Genomic DNA, 25062 nt, shown 5'->3' on the forward strand with positions numbered 1-25062 from the left:
AGCACCCGATGAAACCTGTATTGATTCAGGCCGCTATCGCGGTGGTCCTGATGCAGTGCGCCGTGGCGCAGGCGGCAGACAATGCCGCTCAAATTAAGCGCGGCGAATATCTGGCGCGCGCCGGTGACTGTACCGCCTGTCATACCGCCACCAACGGCCCGCTGTTTGGCGGCGGCTTTGCGGTCAGTACGCCTTTCGGCCAGATCTGGGGCAGCAATATCTCCTCTGATAAGCAGTACGGTATCGGCAGCTGGAGTGACGATCAGTTCGTTGCTGCGGTGCGCGACGGCATTGGCAAAAATGGCGAGCAGCTCTATCCGGCGATGCCGTATGACTCCTTTACCAAAATGAAGCGCGACGATGTGCTGGCAATCAAAGCCTATCTCATGTCGATGCCGCCGGTGCATCAGGCTTCACCGCAAACCGACCTGCCGTTCCCATTCAACCAACGCTGGGGCATGCGCTTCTGGAAGTGGTTTAACTTCGATAAAGGCGAATTGCAGAACGATACGCAGCAGAGCGCGCAGTGGAATAACGGCCGCTATCTGGTTGAAGCGCTGGCGCACTGCGGCACCTGCCATACGCCGCGTAATCTGACCATGGGCATGGACAACGATAAAGCATTGGCCGGCGGCGATCTCGGCGGCTGGATGGCGTACAACATCACACCCGATAAGCAGGCAGGCATCGGTGACTGGAGCCAGCAGCAGCTGGTGACCTACCTGAAAACCGGCTTTGTCGCCAACAAAGCCAGCGCCTCCGGGCCGATGGCCGAAGCGATTGAGCACAGCCTGCAATATCTGCCCGAGAGTGATCTGCAGGACATCGCCACCTATCTGCGCAGCGTTAAGCCGCAGCCGGACGCGCAGCAAACCCGCGCGCGCGACAGCTGGGGACAACCTTCAACCGCGCTGATTGCACTGCGCGGCGCCGATGATGCGACCCGCAATGCTCAGCCCGGCGCGGTGGTGTTTGCCGGTAACTGTGCCAGCTGTCACGGCGCGGAAGGTGCGGGATCGGGCAGCGGTTTCCATGCCTATCCATCGCTGTTCCACCACACCAGCACCGGCGCGGCAGATGCGCTGAACGTGGTATCGGTGGTCCTCAACGGTGTGCATCGCCATATGCGCGAGGGAGAAGTTTTTATGCCGCCTTTTGCGCCTGAGCTGAGTGACCAGCAGGTGGCGGATGTCAGTAACTTTGTTACCCAGCAGTTTGGTAATCCGGCGGCGGCCAAAGTAAATGCGAAGCAGGTGAAAGGGTTAAGAGAGGATGCAAAACTGGCTTCACCCCCAATTTACGGTCAGGTAGATAAGCCTTAATCCATGCACTCGGCGGCGCAGGGCGCGTCGCCGAGGTAACACGCGTTACTGATAATTCACCGTCACTTCACTGCTCACCACGCGTAAGCCGGGCGGCAAGGCGCCCTTCCCTTTAAAGCCAAATGCAAGATGCAGCGTCTCTTCCGCCGCCACGTTGGCTAAGCCGCGCGTACTGCCGCTGGCGCCTTCAATCTCGACACAACGATCGCCCGCACATAAGCGCACCACCAAACCCGAGGGCGCAGGACGGCTGAGCTGATAACGCCAGTACACCAGCGAAATATTGCCCGGCGCGCTGGAAGGCGCACGCAGCGCAGGCGTCATCAGCCAGTTACCGCGCACGCCAAGGCTTGGGCCGCTGGCGTTGGCTGTCCAGGCACCGCTGGACGCATCAACAGCCAGCGGCAGCGCCATCAACGGCATCATCATTACTGCCCAGCACCAGCGACGCATTACTTGCCTCCAATGGTGGCGGTCATGCGGATTTGACGGTTATCGGTCAGCTCCATATTCGACAGCACAATCAGCTGCGGCAGATTGCGCCGCAGGAAGCGTGCCAGCAACGCACGCAGCGGATGATTGACCAGCAGCACCGGCGGCGCGCCTGCCATCTCTTGCTGCTGCAGTGCGCCTTGCGCCTGCACCAGTAAGCGATCTGCCAGACCTGGCTCGAGTCCACCGCCGCCTTGCAGCGCCTGCAGCAGCAGGCGTTCCAGCGTGGCATCGAGGCCGATCACCTGCACTTCGCCGTTGCCCGGGAACCACTGTTGGGTAATCGCCCGTCCCAGCGCCACACGCACAACGCTGGTGAGCTCTTGCGGATCGTTCTGCACCGGCGCATGTTCCGCCAGCGTTTCAATAATGGTGCGCATATCGCGAATCGAGACGCGCTCGGTCAGCAGGTTTTGCAGCACTTTGTGCAGCGTCGTCAGCGTGATGACACCCGGCACCAGATCTTCGGTCAGCTTCGGCATCTCTTGCGTGACGCGATCCAACAGCTGCTGCGCTTCCTGACGGCCAAACAGCTCGCTGGCGTATTGGCCAATCAGGTGATTGAGGTGCGTCGCCACCACGGTGCTGGCTTCCACCACGGTAAAGCCCTGAATCTGCGCCTGCTCTTTCAGGGCGCTGTCGATCCAGATCGCCGCCAGACCAAAGGCCGGATCGACGGTTGGCTCGCCCGGCAGCGAACCAGCAGCCGTGCCAGGGTTGATCGCCATCCAGCGGCCCGGATAAGCGTCGCCGCTGCCAATTTCTACGCCTTTCATCAGGATGCGGTAACGCGCGGGTGGCAGCTCCATGTTGTCACGGATATGCACCACCGGCGGCAGGAAGCCCACCTCTTGTGCCACCTTCTTACGAATACTGCGGATACGCCCCAAAAGTTCGCCGTTTTGCAGGTGATCGACCATCGGAATCAGGCGATAACCCACTTCCATACCGAGCGAATCTTCCAGCTGCACATCGGTCCACGACGCTTCCACCGTGGCCGGCGTTTCCTGGGTTTTCACCAGACTGGAAGCTTCCGCCGGTTTCTTCGGCTGCATTTCGCGACCACGTAACCACCAGGCAAGTCCTAATAGCGCAGCGGTAAACAGCAGGAACACCAGGTTTGGCATGCCCGGCACCAGGCCGAGCAAACCAATCACGCCGCCGCTCAGCATCAGCACGCGCGGGTTCTTGAATAGCTGCGTTACCATCTGCTCGCCGACGTCCTGATCGGTGCCCACGCGCGTTACGATGACACCTGCGGCGGTGGAGATCACCAGCGCTGGAATCTGTGCTACCAGGCCGTCACCGATGGTCAACAGCGTGTAGGTTTCACCGGCGTGACCGAGATCCATGCCGTGCTGCACCACGCCGACCAACAGGCCGCCGATGATGTTGATCACCATGATCAGGATGCCGGCGATGGCGTCACCACGAACGAACTTACTCGCACCGTCCATTGAGCCGTAGAAATCGGCTTCCTGCGTCACTTCCGTACGGCGTTGCTTGGCTTCCTGTTCGCCAATCAAGCCGGCGTTGAGGTCAGCATCAATCGCCATCTGCTTACCGGGCATCCCATCCAGCACAAAACGCGCGCCGACTTCGGCAATACGTCCCGCACCCTTGGTGATAACCATGAAGTTGATGATAACGAGGATGATGAACACCACGATACCGATGGCGAAGTTACCGCCAACGAGGAAGTGACCGAAGGCTTCCACCACGCGTCCGGCCGCATCGGCGCCAGTGTGGCCCTCCAGCAGAATGATACGGGTTGACGCAACGTTCAGCGCCAGACGCAGCAGCGTCGAGAACAGCAGAATGGTCGGGAAGGCGGCGAACTCCAGCGTGCGCTGGGTGAACATTGCCACCAGCAGCACCATGATCGACAGCGCAATGTTAAAGGTGAATAGCAGGTCAAGAATGAATGCGGGTAACGGCAGCACCATCATCGACAAGATCAACATGATCAGTACCGGGCCCGCCAGCACTTGCCATTGCGTGTCTTTAAAGTTGCCCGGTAAACGCAGCTTCTCGGCTAAATTAGCCATCGTTAGTGTTCTCTCCTGCAAAGTCCATGTCTGCCGGAACCGGCAGGTTTTTTGGTTTGTTTGGAATCAGGCCGCCTTCGCGCTTCCAGCGTCGCAGCTGCCAAACCCAGGCCAGCACTTCCGCTACCGCGCCATACAGCGCGCCGGGGATGAACTGACCAATTTCAGTGTGTCGATACAACGCACGCGCCAGCGGCGGTGCTTCGAGAATCGGGATGCGGTGCTCTTTGGCGAGCTCACGAATCTTCAGGGCGATATCGCCCGCGCCTTTGGCCACCACTTTGGGCGCGCTCATCTTGCCTTCCTGATACTTCAGCGCCACCGAGTAGTGCGTCGGGTTAGTGACGATAACGTCGGCTTTCGGTACATCAGCCATCATGCGACGGCGTGCCGCCGCGCGCATCGCCTGGCGAATACGCCCTTTAACGTGCGGGTCGCCTTCGTTCTGTTTATGTTCGTCGCGGATCTCCTGGCGCGTCATCTTCAGCTTTTTGAAGTAGCTGTAGAGCTGCCAGAACACATCAAAGCCCACCATCGGGAACAGGCCCAGCATGATCAGCCCACAGCAGGCGGCGATCATCGACAAACCATGATGTAGCGCGTTGATCGGCGATTCGCTCATCAAACGCAGCATCGCTTCCCAATGGCTCCAGATGTACCAGCCAGCCACCAGCCCAACCAGCACCGCTTTCATGATCGATTTCACCAGCTCTGCAGCGGTTTGGCCGGAGAACATGCGGCCAATACCGGTAAGCGGGTTGAGCTTTTTGAGATCGAACTTAATGGATTTTCCGCTGAAGTTAAGGCCGCCCAGCGCCATCGGCCCGGCAATCGCCACCACCACTAAGCCGCCCATCAGCGGTAGCAGCGCGATCACCGCCTGCTTAATCAGGCTGCCGATATGACCAATGATCACTTTGTCATCGTTTACCATGCCGTGATCAAAACGAAATCCGGTGGCGACCATGCTGGCCAGACGCTCCGCCATGCTGTTGCCGCCGACCCACAGAATCAGCAATCCAATCAACAGCATCATCACTGAAGTCAGCTCGCGCGAACGCGGAATCTGCCCCTCCTCACGCGCTTTTTCAAGTCGGTGGGGCGTGGGCGATTCTGTTTTGTCCTCGTTACTCTCTTCAGCCACGACTTACCTCAGCTGGCAGGAATTCTGAGCATAGAATGCCAAAACCCTGACAGGCTAAAGCGCGGATTAAAGGGGGGAAATGTGAGCTTATTTAGCCATAAGTGAAATTGCGGGCTGATTGGTCGCCATAAATGGCGCCGCTACATTGCTCGAATGTGCATTAATCCTGACCGGTTGGCGATAAAAGTGCACCACGTCACCCACCAACAATAACGCCGGCGATTGGGCTTGTTGCGCCTCAACAGTGTGTGCCAGCTCAGCCAGCGTAGTGATCATCACCCGCTGATCGGCACGCGTGCCATTCTCAATGATTGCCACCGGCGTCTGCGCGTTGCGGCCCTGCGCCTGCAGCTGTGCGCTGATGCTGGCGCTCCACTTCAGCCCCATATAAAACACCAGCGTCTGGTTATTGGCGGCGAGGCTGGCATCATCCAGCTGCGGTTCACCGCTTTTGCCGTGACCGGTAATTAACCGCAGCGACTGTGCGCAATCACGGTGCGTTAGCGGAATGCCGCTGGCTGCCGCGCATCCGGCGGCGGCGGTAATACCCGGCACGATCTGGCAGGCTATTCCCGCCTGTTGCAGATAGAGCATCTCTTCACCGCCGCGCCCGAAAATAAAGGGATCGCCGCCTTTGAGCCGCACCACTTGCCGCCCGCTGCGGGCTAAATCCACCAGCAGCTGATTAGTTTGCACCTGCTTTAACCCGTGGCTGCCGGGCTTCTTGCCGACATCAATCGCCAGCGTCTCCGGCGGCACTTCCGCCATGATCGCCTCGCTCACCAACCGGTCATACACCACAACGTCGGCGCTGTTGATCAGCCTCCATGCTTTTAAGGTGAGCAGTTCTACGTCTCCCGGCCCAGCCCCAACCAGCCAGACGCCACCTTGCGCGTGTTCGCCGTCACGCGGATTAAACAGCTTGTCGAGGGATTCACTGGCTTGCGTCATGATGTTTTCCGTTACTGCGCCACGCGCAGAGATGAGAGCAGTTGTTTGAGCTCCGGGATACAGGAGCCACAGTTGGTGCCGCATTTCAACACCGCGCCGAGCGCTGCCGGGGAATCACAGCCCTCAGCGATGGCCCGGCGAATCGCCACTTCACCGACGCCAAAGCAGCTGCAAAGGGTACGTCCGTGGCTGCCGCCCTGCGCCGGTCGCCCGCCCAACAGCGCATGTCGCTGCTGCGGCAAATCGGGCGGCTGGCTGAAGGCCCGCGCGATAAATGGGTGATCGATGTCTGGTAGCCAGGGCGCGGCATAAAAGGCGCATGCCAACTTGCCCTCGCGCCAGCCAAGCCAGTGCAATTGCTGTCCCGCCTGCGCCTGCTGCCATTGCAATGCGGACATGCCCGGCAGTTGCATCAGCCATTCGCCAGCATGAGCGCTGCCCGCCAGCACATAGCGCTGCACGCCGGGCTGTGGGGCTCGCGACCAGTAGAGTAGTGCAGGCGGCGTGATGATGTCCGGCAGCCACAGCCAGCCTTGCCACGCTGGACGCAGTAGTTGCAAGCGCACCGCCGTTTGTTTTAACGCTGGCTGAGCGGAATCGGGACAACAGCTGGCCGCGACTAATCCATCGACGTTGGCCTGCCCGCTGAACTGTCTTGTCCAGTGCATCGGCACAAAGATTTGCCCACGCTGCAGGCCGCTGTCGAGGGTGACGCGTCCGCTGCACCAGCCCAGCGCCGACTGCACGCGCGTCACATCGCCGTGGCTCAAGCCGTACGCCGCCGCATCCAGCGGATTTAGCGCGACAAAGGGTTCATCGTAATGCTGCATCAGTCGCGGCACGTTGCCGGTGCGCGTCATGGTGTGCCACTGATCGCGGATGCGGCCGGTATTCATCAGCAGCGGATAATCAGTGGTCATGAGGGTTTTAACCGGTATCGCGGGCGGCAGCAGACGCGCTTTTCCATCGGCATGGTAAAAGCGGCGATCGGCAAACAGCCGCGCGGTGCCGTTGGGTGACGCGGCAGTGATCGGCCACTGCACCGGGGCTAACTGGTCATATTGCTCACGCGTGATGGTTGCCAGCGCGCTGATATCAAAGGCGCGCGTGCCGCGATTCTCAAAACCAGACAGCGCGGCATGCTCGGCGAAAATCTCGCCTGGATGCTGCCAGGCAAAGGCCGCGCCAAAACCGAGTCGCTGCGCCACCTGCGCCAGCAGCCACCAATCCGCTTTGGCCTCACCGGCTGGCGCAATAAAACTGCGCTGGCGTGAGATACGCCGCTCCGAATTGGTCACGGTGCCGTTTTTCTCGCCCCATGCCTGCGCCGGCAGTAGCACATCAGCAAATTGTGCCGTGTCGCTGTGGGCGCTGACTTCCGACACCACCACCAGCTCGCATTTCGCCAGCGCGTGCGCCACGCGGTTACCTTCCGGCATCGAAACGGCAGGATTGGTACCCATGATCCACACTGCCTTGACGTCGCCGCGTTCGATGGCATTGAACAGATAAACTGCCGTCAGTCCCGGCTGCTGCGCAACACGATCGCTCCGCCAAAAGCGCGCAACACGATCAACCTCTGCTGCGCTAAAGCCCATGTGCGCCGCCAGCTGATTGGCTAAGCCGCCCACTTCACGGCCGCCCATGGCGTTGGGCTGTCCGGTCAGCGAAAACGGTCCGCAGCCCGCACGGCCGATTTTGCCGCTGAGCAGATGCGCATTGAGGATGGCGTTGTTGTTATCGCTGCCGGTTTGTGACTGATTGATGCCCATGCACCACAGCGTCAGCACGCGCGGCTGCGCTGCGAACAGCTGCCAAAATGCCACAATGTCATGCTCACTCAGCTGGCAGGCAGCGGCGACCGTCGCCACATCCCAGGCCTCACAGGCGGCTAAGGTCGCTTCCACATTGGCCAGATGCGGCAACATACTGGCATCGATACCCGCATGGTGCGCCAGCCAGTTCAGCAGCCCGGCAAACAGCGCGCTATCAGATCCCGGTTGCAGCGCCAGATGAACATCAGCAAGGTCACAGCTGGCAGTACGACGCGGATCGATCACCACCAGCTGCATCTCAGGGCGTTCGGCTTTGGCCTGCACCAGCCGCTGCCACGCCACTGGATGCGCCCATGCCGCGTTGGAGCCGACTAACACCACAACATCGGCTTGTTCAAGATCGTCATAGCAGCACGGCACCGCATCGGCACCGAAAGCGCGTTTGTAACCCACCACCGCCGAAGCCATACACAGCCGTGAATTGGTATCGATGTTGGCAGAGCCAATAAAGCCCTTCATCAGCTTATTGGCGGTGTAATAATCCTCCGTTAGCAGTTGACCGGAGCCGTAAAAGGCCACCGCCTGCGGGCCATGTTGATCGATGATGCGCCGGAAACCCGCCGCCACATGGTCCAGTGCGGCATCGATACTGACGCGCTGACCATCAATCTGCGGCCAGAGCAAACGACCGTCATGCATCAGGGTCTCGCCCAGCGCTGAACCTTTGACGCACAGCCGACCGAAATTAGCCGGATGCTGGCGGTCGCCGCTCACCGGCGCATCGAGGGCTTTCACCTCCACGCCACAGCCCACGCCGCAGTACGGACAGGTGGTTTTCATGAGGCCGCCGCCAGCGCAATAATCGGCTGATGCCCGAGCCACACTTTGCCGCCCTCCACGCGCACCGGCCAGCAGCGCAGCTGATGCTCGGCGTTATCGAGACTTTGTCCGTCGCGCAGCCGCACGCGCTGCTTGTAGAGCGGTGATATCACCACCGGCTCGCCCGCTACGTCGCCGAGAATGCCACGCGACAGCACGCTGGCTTGCGTGCCGGGCTCAATATCTTCCAGCGCATAAATCGCCTCGCCCAAGCGGAACAAGGCCACACGCTGACCGCCTAACCGCGCACCCATGCCCGCAGACGGCGGGATAGCGTCGACAAGGCAAATGGCACTCCAGGGTTCTGCCGGCAACGTGGTAACGGGAATGCTGTCCGCCGTCGCGGGCTGACGCTGACCGCGCACCTGCACATAGTTGAGCGTCTCGTCAGGCTGCTCGCTGTTGACGGTGGCGGTAAACAAGGCGCGACGCGAAGGATCCTGCAGCGTGCTGTGCCATTCGCACTGATAGCGCTCCACCACGCGCTGCATCTCCTGCTCCAGTTGCACGGCTATACCGAGTGAATCTTCGATCACCACCTGACGCAGGTAGTCGAGTCCGCCTTCCATGTTATCCATCCACACGCTGGTGCGCTGCAGACGATCGGCGGTGCGCACATAGAACATCAAGATGCGGTCAACGTAGCGCAGCAGCGTTTCATCATCGAGATCGCTGGCGAACAAATCGGCATGACGCGGTTTCATCCCGCCGTTGCCGCAGACATACAGGTTCCAGCCTTTTTCCGTGGCGATTACGCCAATGTCCTTGCTCTGCGCTTCAGCGCATTCACGCGTGCAGCCGGAAACCGCCATTTTAATTTTGTGCGGGGCGCGCAGCCCTTTGTAGCGATTCTCTAATGCGATGGCGAAGGCGGTAGAATCCTGCACGCCGTAACGGCACCAGGTTGACCCCACGCAGGATTTTACCGTGCGCAGCGATTTGCCATAAGCGTGACCGGTTTCAAAACCCGCCGCGATTAAGTGTTCCCAGATATCCGGTAACTGATCGAGCCGCGCACCGAACAGATCGATGCGCTGACCGCCGGTGATTTTGGTGTAGAGATCGTAACGAGCGGCTACTTCACCAATCGCAATTAGCCCTTGCGGCGTAATTTCACCGGCTGGCACACGCGGTACCACCGAATAGGTGCCATCTTTCTGGATGTTGGCGAAGTAGCGATCGTTGGTATCCTGCAGCGGCAGATGTTCGGGCTTCAGTAAGTAGTCATTCCAGCATGATGCCAGCAATGATCCCACCAGCGGCTTGCACACTTCACAGCCCTGTCCGCGCCCGTTGAGCTGTAATAGCTGCTCGAAGGTGCTGATGTTGCCGACGCTGATCAGGTGATAAAGCTCCTGACGCGAGTAGGCAAAGTGTTCGCAGATATCCTTCTTCACTTCCACGCCCTGACTGGCGAGCTGGAACTCCATCACCTGTTTGACTAATGCGCTACACCCACCGCAGCCGGTTGCCGCTTTGGTGCAGCTTTTGATCGCCGCCATGTCACCGCAGCCGCCCTGCACTGCCCCGCAAATGTCCGCCTTGCTGACGTTATGGCACGAGCAGATTTGCGCGCTGTCTGGCAACGCCGCGACACCCAGCGCTTTAGCCGGCGCACCCGCTAACTGGGGCAAAATCAGGCTTTCCGGCTCTTCTGGTAACGGTAACTGATTCAGCATCATCTGCAGCAGGCTGGCGTAATCTGCGCTGTCGCCCACCAGCACGCCGCCAAGCAGCGTTTTGCGATCTTTGCACACCACCAGTTTTTTGTAGATGCCCTTTGGATTATCGATCCACTGATAACTTTGGCTGTCAGCGGTGCGCCCGTGCGCATCGCCAAATGACGCCACTTCCACGCCGAGCAGTTTCAGTTTCGTGCTCATGTCGGCACCGCTGAACGCCAGTTCTTCCTGCGCCAGCTGCGCCGCCAGTACGCGCGCCATTTGATATCCCGGCGCAACCAAACCGAAAATTTGCCCTTGCCACAGCGCGCATTCACCAATCGCATAGACATCTGCGGCGCTGGTGGCGCAAGCGTCGTTGATCAGAATGCCGCCGCGTTCACCCAGTTGCAGACCGGCGGCGCGCGCCAGTGCATCACGCGGACGAATACCCGCTGAAAATACCAGCAGGTCCGTTGCCAGCAGGCTGCCATCGGCAAAACGCAGCTGCAGGCTGCCATCCGGCAGACTCTCAATCGCTTCAGTTTGCTTGCTGGTATGAACTTGAACGCCCAGCGCGCTGATTTTGCCGCGCAGCATCTGCGCGCCGCCGTCATCCAATTGCACCGCCATCAGACGCGGCGCGAACTCCACCACATGGGTTTCCAGACCGAGCTGTTTCAATGCGTTGGCGGCTTCCAGTCCGAGCAGCCCGCCTCCAATCACCACCCCGCGCGTCGCATTACGGGCACAGTCAGCAATCGCATCCAGATCGGCCAGTGTGCGGTATACAAAACAACGCGCGTGATCGTGGCCGGGAACCGGCGGTACAAACGGCACCGAGCCGGTCGCCAGCACCAGTTTATCCCAGGTCAATTCCGCGCCGCTGGCATCACGCAGGCTGCGTTTTGCACTGTCAATTGCCACCACTTCACAACCGCTGCGCAGTTCGATGCCGTGTTGCTGAAAGAAGTTATCGCAGACCAGTGACAAATCGTCCGCGCTTTTACCGTTGAAGTATTCGGTAAGATGCACGCGATCGTAGGCCATCTGCGGCTCATCGCCGTATACCACGATGTGATAGTGCTGATGCAGTTCACGACTCACCAGCTGTTCGAGAAAATGGTGGCTGACCATGCCATGTCCAACCACGGCGAGAAGAGGTTTGCTCATCATCTGGCTTCCTGCAGCGCTTGGCTGCGTTGTGTTGTCGTCAAGACCGAACAGTGCGTTAATGCCCACCTGCGCGGCCTGTTGAAGTTGTGGTAGCAGCGTGCCTGCCGCCTGGCTGTCGCCAAACAGCAGCACGCCGCGCAGTGCGCCATTGCGCAAAAACAGTCGGCGATAGTGCTGGTGCAGCGGGTCAAAGCTGCTGATGGCGTCGCCTTCGCTGATATCGCCCGCACTGAACATCTCAATGCCGCTGACTTTCAGCCGCGTACCGTTTTCCTGATAGTGAAAGTCGGCCACGGGTTCACCCGCCAGTTGTGCTGCCAGCACGGCGGCCTGCGTCAGACAAGGCGCAATCAAGCCAAAGGTTTCGCCGCTGATTTCGCAGCACTCACCCAGCGCATACACATGCGGAAGCGCGGTTTGCAGTTGACGGTTAACCAGAATGCCGCGCTGGCAAGGCACGCCCGCCGCCTGCGCCAGCGCGATCTCCGGCAGCACGCCGATGGCGATCACCACCTGTTCCGCTGCGATAACCGCCCCATCGCCGAGCGTGACGCTTTCGGCGTCAATGGCCTGCAAAGTGACGCCGAGCCGACAGCGAATACCGCGCTGTGCCAGATGCTGCTGCAACAGCGCACCCGCTTTGGCATCCAGCTGGCGATCAAGCAGCCACGGACGATGATGCAGCAGCGTGACGTCACGTCCACGCTGACGCAGCGCCGCTGCGGCTTCCACGCCAATCAATCCGCCGCCCAGCACCACCACCGGACCTTGCTGCGCGAGCATGGCCTCCACGTCTCGCACCGTGCGGAAACCCTGCACCTGTGGGCGATGGATGCCGGGCAGATCCGGCATGCGCGGCCTCGAACCGCAGGCGAACACCAGCTTGTCCCAGTGCAGGGTGCGCTGGTCGGTTAGTACTGTGCGCGTAGGGATATCCACCTGCAGCGCCTCTTCCCCCATCAGCAACTGCACCTGATGTGCCGCATACCATGCGGGTTCGTGGATCACCGTGTCAGCGAAGGCTTTTTCGCCCGCCAGCACCGGCGACAGCAGCACCCGGTTGTAATTGCCGTGCGGCTCACGGCCAATCACCGTGATGGCGTAGCGACCCGGCGCACGTTGCAGCAAGGTTTCCACCATGCGCATCGCCGCCATGCCGTTTCCGATCACTACCAGTCGCTGCACCATGGTTGTCCCCTTACGCCACAGCCGTTTGCTTTTCATACAGGAAATGCAGAATCCGCTGACGCAGCTGGTGATAGCGCGGCTCGTCGGCTAACGCTACCCGTGAACGTGGACGCGGCAGGTCGATGTTGAGAATGTCACCGACCTGCGCGGCGGGGCCGTTGGTCATCATCAACACGCGATCTGACAGCAACACCGCCTCATCGACATCGTGCGTAATCAGCACAATGGTGGTATTGAGCTCCTGCTGGATGCGCATCACGCTGTCTTGCAGATGAGCGCGCGTTAGCGCATCCAGCGCACCGAACGGTTCATCCAGCAGCAGCACACGCGGCTGCATGGCCAGCGCACGCGCAATCCCGACACGCTGCTTCATGCCGCCGGAGATCTCCGACGGACGCTTATGCAGCGCGTGACTCATCTGCACGCGATTGAGGTTGTGTTCGATCCACTCGCTCATCTCTCTTTTGCTCATTTTTCCTTTGAACACTTGCTGCACCGCCAGCTCCACGTTTTGGTAGGCGGTCAGCCACGGCAGCAACGAATGGTTCTGGAACACCACCGCACGCTCCGGACCGGGACCGCTGATTTCGCGGTTGTCACACAGCAACACGCCGCTACTCGGCTGCGTCAGCCCGGCTATCAAATTGAGAAGCGTGGACTTTCCGCAGCCGGAGTGACCAATCAGGCTGAGGGTTTCACCTTCGCGGATATCAAAACTGACGTTATCGAGGGCGAGGAACTCGCCGCCTGCGGTATTGAAGCGCTGGCTGACCTGCTGTACGCGAATAATTGGATTCATCATCGGCTCCTTATTTTTCCCAGCTAAAGCGGCGTGCCAGTAACATCAGCGCCTGTTCGAGCAGTAACCCGACCACGCCAATCACCACGATGGCAATCAGGATGTTTTCCACATTGAGGTTGTTCCACTCGTTCCAAATCCAGAAACCGATACCGAGCCCACCGGTTAGCATTTCCGCAGCGACAATCACCAGCCATGCGATGCCCATCGATAAACGCATACCGGTTAACACTGCAGGCAGCACCGCCGGGAACAGAATGCGGCGCATCACTGTCCACTCATTGAGCCGCAGCACGCGCGCCACATTGAGGTAATCCTGCGGAATTCGCTGTACGCCTTCGGCGGTGTTGATCACCATCGGCCAGATGGAGCAGATGAAAATGGTCCAGCTTGATGCCGGTTCAGCGCGCTGGAACAGCAGCAGGCCAATCGGCAACCAGGCAAGTGGACTGACCGGACGCAGCAACGCGATGATCGGGTTGAGCATGTGCGCGATAAAGGTAAAACGGCCAATCAGGAATCCGGCGGGAACGCCCACCAGCGCCGCCAGACCAAAGCCGATTGCCACCCGCTGCAGCGAGGCGACCACGTTCCAGCCGATGCCCTGATCGTTGGGCCCGTTGTTGTAAAACGGATCGGCAAACAGCGTGACGGCGGCTTGCCAGGTGGCATATGGCGTGGGGAAGCCTTTACTGGACATTGAAGCCAGTTGCCAGACAAACAGCAGCAGAATCAGGCCGCAACTGGCGGGGATTAGCCGCTGCAGCAGGGGACGGAGCCAGCGTTGACCCCGACGCGGTGCGGGCGTTACCTTGAGTGCAATCACCTGCGCCGGTGGCGCGGCGATCGGCGCGGTATTGAGCGAGCGTGCTTCAGATTTCATCATGACCTCACTTAACGGCGTTTAAGGGCAAAACTGTCGGCATAAGCGGCGGGATTGCTGCCGTCCCATACTTTGCCGTCGAACAGTGTGCTGCTGCGCATCTCGCCGGCTGGGACGCTAATGCCGCCCACCGCGCTGGCGGCCTGTTTGTAGATATCAATACGGTTGATCTGACGCGCCACTGCTGCATAATCAGGCGCGGTTTGCACCATGCCCCAGCGCTTCATCTGCGTCAGGAACCACATGCCGTCGGAAATCCACGGGAAGCTCACTTCACCGTCGCGGAAGAAGCGCATACCGTGCGCGTCCTGCCAGCGCTGACCGAGGCCATTTTCGTACTGACCGAGCATGCGCCCTTCCAGCGTTTCCACTTTGGTGTTGATCCACGCGCGTCCGGCCAGCACCTGCGCGGTCTCTTTGCGGTTAGCGTCGGAGGCATCGATCCAGCGCGCGGCTTCCAGCACTGCGGCGGTCAGCGCACGGGCGGTATTGGGGTTCTCTTGCACCCAGGCGGCGCGCGTGGCGAGAATTTTTTCCGGATGATCCGGCCAAATTTGCTGTGTGGTGGTGGCGGTAAAACCGATGTTGTCGCTGATAGCACGCTGGTTCCACGGCTCGCCAACGCAGAAGCCACTCATGTTGCCCATCTTCATGTTCATCACCATTTGCGGTGGCGGGACCACCACGGTGCGCACATCCTCAAACGGGTCGATACCGGCGTTGGCCAGCCAGTAATAGAGCCACATGGCGTGTGTACTGGTTGGGAAGGTATGCGCGAAGGTAAAGCTGCCTTTGGCTTGGCTGGCGATTAATTTTTGCAGGCTGGCCGCATCAGTAACTTTCTGATCTTTAAGCTGATTCGCCAGGGTGATGGCCTGCCCGTTGTTGTTGAGCGTCATCAGGTTAGCCATCTCATGCTGAGGCCCGGCAATGCCCAACTGCAGACCATAAATCATGCCGTACAACGCGTGCGCGGCATCCAATTCGCCAGCGGTGAGCTTGTCGCGCACCGCCGCCCAGCTGGCTTCTTTACTCGGTTGCAGCGTCAGACCGTATTTTTTATCGAAGCCTTTTACTGACGCCATCACCACCGGCGCGCAGTCGGTGAGCGGAATAAAGCCGACGCGAATGTTGCTCTTTTCGGGCGCATCGGAACCGGCAGCCCATACCGCATTGCGTAATCCCGGCAGTAGATAGCTGCCACCGACCGCCGCGCTACCCAGGAGAAATTGACGTCGTGACAATGTGAACCGCGTTTTGCTCATCATGCGCATCCTGAAAAAAAGAATAAAAAAAGGCGTCCTCCCGCATGTCGCAAAAACATGGGGCCGGACGCCTTTATCCAAAGCACTCGCTTCACCGCCGTTGGCGAAACAAATGCGCAATGTCTGTAAGGTATTGCAAAACCTGTGCCAAAAATATCAGGCCGTTTTATCAAGGCTGGCGCTATAAATGCGCTGATGATGCGTCGTTTTTGCACTGCGCTGACGCACTCTACGCACAGGGTTTGTGCAGCTACCTCCTTCGAGTTATGCCTTGAGCGTGGCGGCAACCGCCAGCACCGCCAGGGCTATTTCCAGCACCCGTTTGTTCTGGTTCATGGCGCTCTTACGCAGCGCCTGCCACGCATCCTGCTCGCTGAAACCGTGCTGCTGCATCAACCAGCTTTTCGCCTGATCGATAATTTTGCGTTCATCCAGTGACGCGCGCATCGAGGCGAGTTCATCGGCCTGCGTCTGCAGACGCTGCGACTGCTCACGGATCAACGCCAGCACCGAACGCCCGAGCTGGGGCGCGAGGCCATTGCTGTCCAGCGTGGTTTCAACGCCTGACAGCCAGCTGGCACCCGCGATATAAAGCGAGAAACTGGCCTCTTCTCCGATGGCTATCGGCGGAGATTCACTGTGCTGGGCAGCCGCAATCGCACACTGACAGCGATTCATCAGCGTGGCGCACAGCGTATCTTCAATCTGTTTCATCTGATCGAGACGCGAACTGAGCAGACTAAACCACTGCAACACGCCATTTTCACCGCACTGTGCGCCGGTGCAGGCGATGCGTCTTAGCCGCTCAATTTGGCTGCCGGCATCGGCTATCGCCTGCCAGCGTTGTAGATTTTCCGCATCAGAAAATTGGCTGAAAGTCGCAAAGCTTTGCTCCTGCGCAGCGATCAACACCTGAATGCGCTGCCGTTGCGTCTCGGTAAATTCACCGGCAGCGAATCCCGCCGAACCGGTGGCGCGCTCCTGTCCGGCCAGCTCTTTGCCTTGCATAAAGCTAAATAGCGCGATTAACGCACGCGAGATGTCCGGCTCACTGGCGGTATCCGCCGCTTCAAATACCAGATTGAGTAAGGTGCAGATGATGTGATTAAACGCATCCATCGCCTGCGCCTGCGTCACGGTGCGGCTGTGTACTTGCTGACGCAGCGCCGGCAGACTGTCCAGCGCCTGAAGCGCAGTCGCGATCAGCATGCAAAATCGGCTATAGCCGGGCTGCGCCTCTGCTTCCGGCAGCACCGCCATTGCACGCTGTTCGCGCAGTTCTACCTCCGCAGCGCGCTGTGCTAGCTCTTCACCAAACAGTCGACCAGCCGAGCACAGCCAGATATTGCTGGCTCCACGTTCACGCTGCAGCACATGGATCAATTCACTGATGGCGGTAATCTGTTCGCCGGTCCGCAGCAACCGTTGCAGGCTCGCAATCTCGCTGGCGCGGCTAGCACGTAGATAGTTCAAAGCCCGATTCATTGCTTTCTCCAGCGGTTTAGCGGTGTAAACAGAGGGTCAAGCAAAAGCCATGCCGTGCTGCGTTTAAACGTGGCAGAATTGGGCCCGGAAATTCCGAAATTGAGAAAATTGTTTCGCAAGGCAATCTTTTTTGCTTCATACAAATAGATTAATCTTATTTACCATTTTCGTTTGGTACTAACAGCGACCAAATGCCGTTGCGCTGCCTCGCATCGTTAACTGCAGCGAATAAATTAACTCAGCTTATCTATCACCGTGACTATGTGTTTTATATCATCGGCCTGCGCTGCTTTTTCGCCCGCTAGCACGGGATTTCTCATGGTGCAATGGTTTGAATTCTCAAAAGTCTTAGGTAGACTTAGTTCAGCACTATCTTTCTGTAATCTGTCTGTTTTTTTGATGGCTTTCTCGCTGCTTAATCTGCCTGCCTTAACGGCCCGTGCCGCAGATTACTCTGCAGCTAATCTGATGGAATTTGAGGATCATGGTGAATAAGAGTCTCGTGCTTGTGTTGCTGGCGGTATTAAGTCTGGCTGCTTGCAAAGCGCCACCGCCACCCGTTACAGATGACACGCTGGTAACCAGTGAAGTGAATGGCGTCCAACTGGTCCATCGTCATGCGGTGGCAGCACCTGGCGAATTCACGCCGGTCAATGAGAGTTATCGCGCGCTGTATGCTGCCTCGGTAATGACCACGCCTGATTATGGTGGCAAAGTAGTGCGCTATCTTGATAACGCCAAACCGTTTGAAGTGCTCGGCCGTGTTGAACACAGCTGGCTGGCAGTGGCTGATGAGCCTAACGGCCAGTTAATTGGCTATATTCCGCCGAAAGCGGGCGTGGAGAGCAGCCGTTACGACGCGACCATTCGAAGCGATCGTCCGCGCCCCCGCCGCAACAGCAAACAGGTTTGTGTGGCCGTTGGCGGCGCCAGCAAGGCTTGTCGCACTAACGATACCGCGACCTGGATTTTAGACTGATAATGCAATCCGGCGCACAATGCCCGCAGAAGCGTTTGCTCTGCGGGCTGTGATTTTCGCCCTTGCCTGGATAACCAAGATTTAATGACTCAGGATTCCCTTGCTCGCGATGGCATTGTCGCGGGCAATGATAACCTTTTGCTTAATGCCGCAGCACCCATCCTGAATGCCGTGGTACGTATACGGCAGGCCGCGACACATGACGATCCTGCCGGATTGCGCCAGTTACTGATCGAAGAGATCCGCCAATTCGAACAACGCTGTAAACAAGCGGGCTTACCTTTTGAGATGATTATCGGCGCGCGCTACTGCCTGTGCAGCGTACTGGATGAAGCCGCAGCGCAAACGCCGTGGGGCACGCGCGGCGTGTGGTCCGGCAACGGCATGCTGGTCACCTTTCACAATGAAAGCTGGGGCGGAGAGAAAGTTTTCCAGCTGTTGTCGCGCGTATCGCAAAGCCCGCAGCAGCATCTGTGGCTGCTGGAACTGATCCACTATTGCCTGCTGCTTGGTTATGAAGGCCGTTATCGCGGCAGTGACAGCGGCCGCGCGCAGTGTGAAGCCATCCGCAAACGCCTGGCACAACTCATTACGGAACATCGCCCGGCAAGCGCCAATCCGGCGGTGCCGCTGGTGGAAGTGCATCCGCTGGTCAGCACCCTGACGCGTCCGATGGTGCCGCTTTGGGCCTGCGTTACCCTGGCCACTCTGGTGGCGAGCCTGATTTACAGCGGGCTGAACTGGCGACTCGGCAACGCCGCCGAACCGCTGCTGCGCACCATCTATCAAACCCCGCTGCCACAAATCACGCCAGGACGTCGCCCTACTTCCCCTCAAGCGCTGCTCGATCTGCATCAACGTCTGAATGATGTGATTGCCGCCGGACAGCTGGAAGTGAGCGACGGCGCGTTCGGCAGCAAAGTGATCATCCCCGCTGACAAACTGTTCTCCAGCGACGGCACGGTGGTGAATCAGGTGGGACGCGCGCTGCTGGCGCATGTCGCCAGTGCAATGAAAACCGTTAAAGGCACGGTTTTGGTGTCGGTGTATACCGATAACAGCCCGGTCGATGGCCGTTTCGCCTCCAGCTACGAATTCTCCTCTGCGCGCGCACGCGCCATCATGCAGCTGCTTAATCCGCAGCTCGCGGAAGGTCACAGCGTGAAAGCGGAAGGTCGCGGCGACAGCAATCCGCTGCTGCCGAACGACAGTAATGAAAACCGCGCCCGCAATCGTCGGGTGGAAATCACCCTGTTTGTGACACCGGAAACCCTCGGCAATCATCAGGGAGGCCAATGATGCGCGCATCACTGCAACATCTGTTAACCCATCGCCTGCTGTGGAGCCTGATTGGCGTCACGGCATTGAGCTGCGTGCTGTGGATGCTCGGACCGCTGTGGAGCTGGGGCGATACGCGCCCGCTCGAGCCGGTATTGCCGCGCCAGTTAGCGGTGGGTCTGCTCTATCTGCTCTGGCTGCTGTTCCAGTTTATTCCTGCACTGTGGCGCGGCTGGTTTAATAGCAAGTTGCTCAACCGTCTGCAGCAGATGAGCCAGGAAGAGTTATCCGATCGTCAGGCCACCGAAACCCTGCTGGCGCAGCGCTTCAGTGAAGCAGCGCTGCGTTTAAAGCGCACCCAGTTTGGTCGTCGTCATCAGCAGAGCTGGCTGGCACGTTTTCAAAGTCACTACCTTTATCAGCTGCCGTGGTACGTGATGATTGGCGCGCCGGGCGCCGGTAAAACTACCGCACTACTCAACGCTGGCCTGCAATTCCCGCTCACTGACAGCCTCGGCAAAGCGGCAATTCGCGGCGTGGGCGGCACGCGCCACTGCGATTGGTGGTTCACCGACAGCGCGGTGCTGATCGATACCGCCGGACGTTACGCGTTGCAGGAGAGCCAACGCGCGCGCGATGGCGCGGAGTGGCACAGTTTTATCAATCTGCTAAAGCGCTATCGCACCCGTCAGCCGATCAACGGCGTGATCATGACCATCAGCGTCTCCGATCTGCTGACCGATTCAGCCGAAGCGCGCCATGCGCAGGCCAGCGCGCTACGTGAACGCATGGCGGAGCTGCATCAGCACACCGGCATTCACTTCCCGGTGTATGTGATGGTGACCAAAACCGACCTGCTGAAAGGGTTTATGAGTTTTTACGGCACGCTCAGCAAGCCGCAGCGCGATGCGATTTGGGGCTTCACTTTCCCGTGGGAACCGGGCAAACCGCATAAAGACGACTGGCACCGCAGCTTCAGCCAGCAATATCAGCACTTAGAGCAGCGTTTACAGCAGCAGTTGGCCGACGTCATGGCTGGCGAGCGCGATCTCACCCAGCGCGCCGACAGCTTCCTGTTCCCGCAAGAGTTCAGTTCGTTGCGTCCGCTGCTGAATGAGTATCTCGATGTGGTGTTTTCCAGCCATCAGGAGCCGATCGCCTGGTCGGCGCGCGGCCTGTTCTTCACCAGCGGCACGCAGGAAGGTTTACCGTTTGACCGCATCATGGGCGAGCTGAACCGCAAGCTGCAGCTGCCGCATACCGGCGAAAGCAGCCTCGCGGCGTGGAATAGCGTCGATCGCAGCAGTCCGATCCCCGGCAACAAAGGACAAAGTTTCTTTATCCGCGATTTGCTGAGCGATTTAGTGTTCCGCGAAAGCGGCCTGGCGGGCAGCAATCGCCATTGGGAATACCGCAACCGCCTGTTCCACTGGATCGGTTATGGCGTGCTGACCGGCGCGCTGCTGCTGCTCTCCTGTTTGTGGCTCACCAGCTATATTCAGAATCAGCGTTATCTGGACCAGGTTGCCGAACGCCTCGCGCCGATCACCACCCAGAGTCAGCAGGTGATCCATCAGCCCGCCGATAATATTTTTGATCTGCTACCCTTCTTAAATAACCTGGTGAAACTGCCGCTCTCCGAGCGTTTTTCCCTCGACAATCCACCGCTTACCATGCGCGTTGGGCTGTATCGCGGCAACCAGGTCAGCGATGCGGCGTGGGCGCTTTATCAAAATGCGCTTAAGTCTTTACTGCTGCCGCGCGTGGCGCAGCAGATCACCAATTTGCTGCGTGACGATCCGGGCACCGATAACGAGTACAGTCGCAATGCGCTGCGGGCCTATCAGATGCTCTATCAGCCGCGCAATTATGACGGCGAGTTTCTGCGTGGCTGGCTGATGCAAAACCTGCAGCGCACGCTGCCGGATGATGTCAGCGCGCGCGATTTGCAGCAGCTCGACTGGCATCTGAGCCAGCTGCTGGATCAGCAAATTCAGTCTTCGCCGTATGCGCGTGACAATGCGTTGATGATGCGCAAGCTTGCGGAGAATCTGAAAAATGCCGGTGACAGCAGCAACACGCTGGCGATTGCACCGCACGTTGTTTCGCAGCGATTGACCAGACACAGTGAGTAATGGTGAGGTAATCATGCCGACACACACTGCGCCGGGCTGGTACGGCAAGTTACCGGCCACCGGCGATTTTTTGCGCCAGCGTCTGAGCGAAAATACCGTGACGCCGTGGAGCCACTGGTTTCAGCAAGGATTACTGCACTGGCATCAGCAAGCCGATGCCAGCACCGCACAGTTTTTACGTGCGCCGGTGTGGAATTTTGTGTTACCGCTTTCGCCGCTGCGTCAGCAGGTGCAGATGGGCTGCCTGCTGCCGTCTTGCGATCGCGTGGGCCGCAGCTGGCCGCTACTGGCGCTGCGCAGCTTCCCGCTGAGCCACTGGCACAGCGCGCAGCTGGCGATGTCCGGTGACTGGTTCCAGGAACTGGGCGCGCTGCTGCTGCACGCGGTGCGCGATCGACTCAATCCCGATGCGCTGGAGCAGCAGATGCAGCGCCTGTCACCGCTGCTGGTGCCGGATACGCAGCGCAGCGACATCATGGATGTGATTGGTTTTGATGATTTACCCTGCACGCTGAGCTGGCGTGAAGTGGCTGACAGATTCGATCCGCAGCAGCACATGAGCTACTGGTGGAGTAATCGCAGTGACGGTTTTAGCCATGCCACCCATAAACACAGTGGCCCGCTGACTGCGCAACTTTTTTCATTATTGTTTAACCCGGCGTCTGGTGCACAGCCGGGCCGCAACGGCCTCTATCCACCGATGTTTGAATAGGCCGTGGCGTTTGCCTTGTTAACGGGATGACTCATGCAATTTACCATTGTGCAGTGCAATACGGATGTGCCCGCCAAGACGGTAGCCTTTAAACCGCCCGGCGGCACCATCGGCCGCAGTCAGGATAACGATCTGGTGCTGCCTGACGAATCGCGCGCCATATCGCGTCTGCAGGCGCTGGTGCATCTTTCGCCGGAGGGCGAGTGCCGCCTGACCAATCAGGGCAGCGTCACGTCGGTGGTATTGAACGGCGTCGCGTTGCAACGCGGCTCGCAAGTGGCGTTGCAGGATGGCGACACGCTGCAAATCGGTGAGTATGGGCTCGAAGTACGCGATCCTAACAACCTGAAAGCCCGTCAGGACGATCCGCTGGCGTTCTTTGCCGACAGCAGCGACGACCCGCTCGGTATGATGCAGGAGTCCGAGGTAATTCCCGAGCCGGTTGCGCGTCAGGAGCGCCGCAACGATCCGCGTCTGGCGATTGATCCGCAAAGCGATGCGCCGACGCTGACAGCCATGTTGCCGGGCGTCTCTCAGGACAAACTGATTGCCGCGCTGCTGGAAGGGATGGGGCTGAACAACGGCCATCAAACCACCATCACCGAAGAGCAGATGCGCGTAACCGGTCGCATGCTGAGCCTGTTTTCGCAAGGCACCGTCGCCCTGCTCTCCTCGCGCTCGATCCTCAAGCGCGGCGTGAAAGCCGACATGACGATGATTCTCAATGAGGCGAATAACCCGTTCAAAATTCTGCCGTCCGGTAAAACCGTATTGATGCAGATGTATCAAAGCCAGATGCCGGGCTTTATGCCGCCGGAACCGGCGGTGCGCGATGCGCTGGTGGATTTGCAGGCGCATCAGCTCGGCATGATTGCCGGTATCCGCGCCATTATTGCCGCCATGCTGCAATCGTTTAACCCGCAGCGCTTAGAAGAAGAAGCACGCAAAGATGGCGTGCTGCCCAAAATGGCGTTCAGTACCGGACGCAAAGCGGCGCTGTGGGATTACTTCTCACGCCACTATCAACGTACCGCTGGGGAAATTGAGGATGACTTCCATACGCTGTTCGGCGAAGCCTTCCTGCATGCCTATGATATGGAAGTGAATCAATACAAAGATTCTCAAACGCGGACCGAAGACGCATGAAGATGATGTTTGCCAGCCGCTGCCAGCAAGGCATGCGCGACGAAAATCAGGATCGTACCGGCGCCGAGCTGGACGATCATAAAGCCTGTTTTCTGGTGTGTGACGGCGTCGCCGGTTTGCCTGGCGGTGATATCGCCGCGCAGCTGGTGCGCGATACGCTGCTAACGCAGCTGCAGCAGAATGCGACGTTCACCCCTGAAAGCACGCGCGCCGCCATCGAACACTGCCAGCAGGTGCTGATTGAGGCACAGGGAAACAATCCGAATTTTTCACGTATGAGCACCACGCTCGCCGCGCTGTTTATCGACCGCGAAAAACAGCGCGCATGGTGGGCGCACGCTGGCGACAGCCGGGTTTATCACTTCCGTCATGGGGTGCTAAATCAGGTGACGCGTGACCACAGTCTGGCCCAGCAGTTACGCGAGGCGGGCTATGAAAATACCGGCATTAACAGTAATTTACTCTATAATGCGCTCGGTGTTGAGCCTGCCCGTCCGGCCACTTTTAGCGAGGTGATTACGCTGGCCGATGGCGATGCGTTTCTGGTTTGCAGCGATGGATTCTGGCTCAATCTCACCACCCACGAAATGGAACTGGCCCTGCGCATGGTGAATGCCTGCGAAGAGTGGCTGACTTTGATGGAACAAGCCGTTAACCGCAGTGTTAAAAGCGACAATCTCAGCGCTCTGGCCGTCTGGATTGGCGAACCGCAGGAAGCGACGCTGCTTTATTCCCAGGCTGATGCGGCACGTTTTCTGCCGTCACGTTATTGATCCAAGGATGCTTATGAAAGTGTGGTTGACGGGCTTCGCAACCCTGTTGCTGGCCGTAAATGCGCAGGCAGAAGATTATCGCGTGGTGTATTCCCCGAGCCTGTCATTAGAAGTCTACATTGATGACGTGGCGAGCAAAGCGCCCAACGACTGGTGCAAAGAGACGCTGCCGCTGCGCATCGTCTCGGGCAAAAGTACCGACTCCAGCATCCTGACCAGCTTCCTGCCGCGCGTCGGTACACTGCTGGCGAATCAGTGCGGCCTGCTGGATGAACTGCCATGGCAGATGACCAATAAAGAGGGCAGCGTGCTGGCTAACGGCAGCGCAGCCAAATTACAGAACTGGCGCCCGATCGTGCTGAACGATGCCACCGCCAGCGCCACCACCAGCAACGCCGCGCCGCTCGATTTGTCACGCCCGGCGGATAGCACGCCGCTGCAGCACTTTGCCTTGCCGGGCGGCTGCCATTTCCGTACCTGGTGGGATGACAAAGGCGAATCGCTGTTTATCCCGGATAACCCGAATCAGCACTGCTCCACCGAAGGCTGGCTGGAAGGCCCGAGCGAAATGACGCTGATGAGCGCTGGCAAAACCCATAATCTGGCGCTGAACTTCTATCAGGGCTACCCGATTGCAGATTTGAAAATGAGCGGTCCGCCGCTGGAAGTGGTCTCGGTGAATAACCAGCGCATGATTGTTACGCGTCCGGATGCCGATGATAGCTGGTTAGTGCTGCCGTTTGATGCACAACAGCATGTGTGGCGTTTTAGCGGCACACTACTGGTGAAGATGGACAAAACCGCCGATCAGGGCAGCGATGTGCTGAAAAAGCGGGTTGAGACGTTACGCGGCGTTTGGTCGCCGCAATTTATGCCACAGCAAAAAGTGACTGTGTTACTGATTGACACCCTGCATGCGGATCTCGCCGATCCGGCGATTGGTGCCTGGCGTAACATTAATTAATTAGCGG

The 25062-nt window shown here is 58.9% G+C and carries 18 protein-coding genes; 8 read left to right on the forward strand and 10 right to left on the reverse strand.

Translation table 11 applies throughout. The annotated features are described in order from the left end of the window. Positions 1-8: 8 nt before the first annotated feature. Positions 9-1322 carry a cytochrome c gene (locus DEU53_RS05905; RefSeq protein WP_110866331.1) on the forward strand — a complete coding sequence of 438 codons (1314 nt, stop codon included), beginning with the start codon at positions 9-11 and terminating at the stop codon, positions 1320-1322. A gap of 45 nt (positions 1323-1367) precedes the next feature. Here the strand turns inward: DEU53_RS05905 and DEU53_RS05910 are convergent, their stop codons facing one another. From DEU53_RS05910 to DEU53_RS05955, 10 genes are all read right to left on the reverse strand, one after another. After that, positions 1368-1775, reverse strand: a complete 408-nt coding sequence (locus DEU53_RS05910; RefSeq protein WP_110866332.1) for a flagellar protein FlhE — start codon at positions 1773-1775, stop codon at positions 1368-1370. Then, positions 1775-3862: a flagellar biosynthesis protein FlhA gene (flhA, locus tag DEU53_RS05915; RefSeq protein ID WP_101764133.1), complete on the reverse strand. Its 2088-nt coding sequence runs from the start codon at positions 3860-3862 to the stop codon at positions 1775-1777. Before flhA ends, DEU53_RS05910 begins: the two co-directional genes overlap by 1 nt. Beyond that, the gene (gene flhB / locus DEU53_RS05920) at positions 3855-5006 is read right to left on the reverse strand and encodes a flagellar biosynthesis protein FlhB (protein WP_110866333.1); all 1152 of its coding nucleotides are present in this window, start codon (positions 5004-5006) and stop codon (positions 3855-3857) included. Before flhB ends, flhA begins: the two co-directional genes overlap by 8 nt. A gap of 87 nt (positions 5007-5093) precedes the next feature. Further along, positions 5094-5957: a uroporphyrinogen-III C-methyltransferase gene (gene cobA, locus DEU53_RS05925; RefSeq protein ID WP_110866334.1), complete on the reverse strand. Its 864-nt coding sequence runs from the start codon at positions 5955-5957 to the stop codon at positions 5094-5096. Positions 5958-5968: 11 nt separating this feature from the next. Then, positions 5969-8572 carry a nitrate reductase gene (locus tag DEU53_RS05930; protein WP_110866335.1) on the reverse strand — a complete coding sequence of 868 codons (2604 nt, stop codon included), beginning with the start codon at positions 8570-8572 and terminating at the stop codon, positions 5969-5971. Further along, complete coding sequence (gene nirB, locus DEU53_RS05935; protein ID WP_110866336.1) at positions 8569-12636, reverse strand: nitrite reductase large subunit NirB; 4068 nt, start codon at positions 12634-12636, stop codon at positions 8569-8571. The genes DEU53_RS05930 and nirB overlap by 4 nt, the downstream gene beginning before the upstream one ends. Positions 12637-12646: 10 nt before the next feature. Continuing rightward, positions 12647-13435, reverse strand: coding sequence for an ABC transporter ATP-binding protein (locus DEU53_RS05940; RefSeq protein WP_110866337.1), 789 nt, complete (start codon positions 13433-13435; stop codon positions 12647-12649). Positions 13436-13445: 10 nt separating this feature from the next. Continuing rightward, positions 13446-14318, reverse strand: a complete 873-nt coding sequence (gene ntrB / locus DEU53_RS05945) for a nitrate ABC transporter permease (protein ID WP_101764127.1) — start codon at positions 14316-14318, stop codon at positions 13446-13448. 11 nt (positions 14319-14329) lie between these two features. Continuing rightward, positions 14330-15583 carry a CmpA/NrtA family ABC transporter substrate-binding protein gene (locus DEU53_RS05950; RefSeq protein ID WP_110866338.1) on the reverse strand — a complete coding sequence of 418 codons (1254 nt, stop codon included), beginning with the start codon at positions 15581-15583 and terminating at the stop codon, positions 14330-14332. Between the two features lie 264 nt (positions 15584-15847). Further along, positions 15848-17068, reverse strand: coding sequence for a nitrate regulatory protein (locus tag DEU53_RS05955; protein WP_101764125.1), 1221 nt, complete (start codon positions 17066-17068; stop codon positions 15848-15850). Positions 17069-17552: 484 nt separating this feature from the next. Here DEU53_RS05955 and DEU53_RS05960 point away from each other — a divergent pair, with 484 nt between their 5' ends. The 7 genes from DEU53_RS05960 (at position 17553) to DEU53_RS05990 (ending at position 25055) form a co-directional block, all read left to right on the forward strand. Further along, entirely contained in the window at positions 17553-18047 is a 495-nt protein-coding gene (locus tag DEU53_RS05960) for an SH3 domain-containing protein (protein ID WP_192234148.1), read from the forward strand. Positions 18048-18131: 84 nt separating this feature from the next. Next, positions 18132-19346, forward strand: a complete 1215-nt coding sequence (gene icmH / locus DEU53_RS05965) for a type IVB secretion system protein IcmH/DotU (protein WP_101764124.1) — start codon at positions 18132-18134, stop codon at positions 19344-19346. Next, positions 19346-21460: a type VI secretion system membrane subunit TssM gene (tssM, locus tag DEU53_RS05970; protein ID WP_101764123.1), complete on the forward strand. Its 2115-nt coding sequence runs from the start codon at positions 19346-19348 to the stop codon at positions 21458-21460. The genes icmH and tssM overlap by 1 nt, the downstream gene beginning before the upstream one ends. Positions 21461-21473: 13 nt before the next feature. Further along, positions 21474-22172, forward strand: coding sequence for a type VI secretion system-associated protein TagF (tagF, locus tag DEU53_RS05975; RefSeq protein ID WP_110866339.1), 699 nt, complete (start codon positions 21474-21476; stop codon positions 22170-22172). A gap of 33 nt (positions 22173-22205) precedes the next feature. Further along, complete coding sequence (gene tagH, locus DEU53_RS05980; protein ID WP_110866340.1) at positions 22206-23318, forward strand: type VI secretion system-associated FHA domain protein TagH; 1113 nt, start codon at positions 22206-22208, stop codon at positions 23316-23318. Beyond that, complete coding sequence (locus tag DEU53_RS05985) at positions 23315-24091, forward strand: PP2C family serine/threonine-protein phosphatase (protein ID WP_110866341.1); 777 nt, start codon at positions 23315-23317, stop codon at positions 24089-24091. Before tagH ends, DEU53_RS05985 begins: the two co-directional genes overlap by 4 nt. A gap of 13 nt (positions 24092-24104) precedes the next feature. Then, positions 24105-25055 (forward strand): hypothetical protein, encoded by a 951-nt coding sequence (locus DEU53_RS05990; RefSeq protein ID WP_110866342.1) that lies wholly within the window; start codon positions 24105-24107, stop codon positions 25053-25055. Positions 25056-25062: the final 7 nt, after the last annotated feature.

Origin of the sequence: Pantoea sp. AG1095, assembly GCF_003208415.1 — a bacterium.
GTDB lineage: Bacteria > Pseudomonadota > Gammaproteobacteria > Enterobacterales > Enterobacteriaceae > Pantoea > Pantoea leporis.

Excerpts from the sequence above, each read along its gene's own strand:
- DEU53_RS05905 (WP_110866331.1), top strand. The coding sequence starts at position 9 with ATGAAACCTGTATTGATTCAGGCCGCTATCGCGGTGGTCCTGATGCAG.
- DEU53_RS05910 (WP_110866332.1), bottom strand. The coding sequence starts at position 1,775 with ATGCGTCGCTGGTGCTGGGCAGTAATGATGATGCCGTTGATGGCGCTG.
- flhA (WP_101764133.1), bottom strand. The coding sequence starts at position 3,862 with ATGGCTAATTTAGCCGAGAAGCTGCGTTTACCGGGCAACTTTAAAGAC.
- cobA (WP_110866334.1), bottom strand. The coding sequence starts at position 5,957 with ATGACGCAAGCCAGTGAATCCCTCGACAAGCTGTTTAATCCGCGTGAC.
- DEU53_RS05930 (WP_110866335.1), bottom strand. The coding sequence starts at position 8,572 with ATGAAAACCACCTGTCCGTACTGCGGCGTGGGCTGTGGCGTGGAGGTG.
- nirB (WP_110866336.1), bottom strand. The coding sequence starts at position 12,636 with ATGGTGCAGCGACTGGTAGTGATCGGAAACGGCATGGCGGCGATGCGC.
- DEU53_RS05940 (WP_110866337.1), bottom strand. The coding sequence starts at position 13,435 with ATGAATCCAATTATTCGCGTACAGCAGGTCAGCCAGCGCTTCAATACC.
- ntrB (WP_101764127.1), bottom strand. The coding sequence starts at position 14,318 with ATGAAATCTGAAGCACGCTCGCTCAATACCGCGCCGATCGCCGCGCCA.
- DEU53_RS05950 (WP_110866338.1), bottom strand. The coding sequence starts at position 15,583 with ATGAGCAAAACGCGGTTCACATTGTCACGACGTCAATTTCTCCTGGGT.
- DEU53_RS05955 (WP_101764125.1), bottom strand. The coding sequence starts at position 17,068 with ATGAATCGGGCTTTGAACTATCTACGTGCTAGCCGCGCCAGCGAGATT.
- DEU53_RS05960 (WP_192234148.1), top strand. The coding sequence starts at position 17,553 with ATGGTGAATAAGAGTCTCGTGCTTGTGTTGCTGGCGGTATTAAGTCTG.
- icmH (WP_101764124.1), top strand. The coding sequence starts at position 18,132 with ATGACTCAGGATTCCCTTGCTCGCGATGGCATTGTCGCGGGCAATGAT.
- tssM (WP_101764123.1), top strand. The coding sequence starts at position 19,346 with ATGCGCGCATCACTGCAACATCTGTTAACCCATCGCCTGCTGTGGAGC.
- tagF (WP_110866339.1), top strand. The coding sequence starts at position 21,474 with ATGCCGACACACACTGCGCCGGGCTGGTACGGCAAGTTACCGGCCACC.
- tagH (WP_110866340.1), top strand. The coding sequence starts at position 22,206 with ATGCAATTTACCATTGTGCAGTGCAATACGGATGTGCCCGCCAAGACG.
- DEU53_RS05985 (WP_110866341.1), top strand. The coding sequence starts at position 23,315 with ATGAAGATGATGTTTGCCAGCCGCTGCCAGCAAGGCATGCGCGACGAA.
- DEU53_RS05990 (WP_110866342.1), top strand. The coding sequence starts at position 24,105 with ATGAAAGTGTGGTTGACGGGCTTCGCAACCCTGTTGCTGGCCGTAAAT.